The organism is Hyphomonas sp. UBA3195 (assembly GCF_002366485.1).
In the GTDB taxonomy this organism is placed as follows: domain Bacteria; phylum Pseudomonadota; class Alphaproteobacteria; order Caulobacterales; family Hyphomonadaceae; genus Hyphomonas.
In genome coordinates, this window is the sequence record NZ_DEXB01000039.1 from 14,954 (window position 1) to 15,358 (window position 405).

General features: G+C 62.0%; 1 protein-coding gene and 1 pseudogene. Both read left to right on the forward strand.

Going from position 1 to position 405, the window contains the following annotated elements; all coding sequences use genetic code 11:
- A partial coding sequence (locus tag B2344_RS15965; protein WP_349679795.1) for a hypothetical protein occupies nt 1–234 on the forward strand: 234 nt, incomplete at its 5' end.
- Nucleotides 224–405, forward strand: a pseudogene (gene lysK / locus B2344_RS11845) (lysine--tRNA ligase); the annotation flags it as partial. The gene B2344_RS15965 and the pseudogene lysK, both read left to right, overlap by 11 nt.

Genomic DNA, 405 nt, shown 5'->3' on the forward strand with positions numbered 1-405 from the left:
CAGACGCTGACCTTCTCGGTCGGCAAGGAGCATGAGTTCGAGAATCTGCGCGAATGGTTCCAGGCGCTATATGAAGTCCTGCTCGGCCAGAGCCAGGGCCCGCGCTTCGGCAGCTTCGCGGCNNCTGCTGAACCTCGTCGCGGTGGCAAACCCGGAAGACAAGAGCCAGCTCTGGGGCTTCATCTCGCAATATGCGCCGGACGCCTCACCCGAGAAGAACCGGTTGCTCGATGAACTCGCCGGCTATGCGATGAGCTATTATCAGGACTTCGTCCTGCCGCAGAAGACCTATCGTGCGCCGACGGACAAGGAACGCGCGGCGATGGAAGACCTCTCCGCGCGCCTCAAGGCGTTTGACGGTGAGCCGACCTCGGAAAACCTGCAGACGCTGACCTTCTCGGTCGG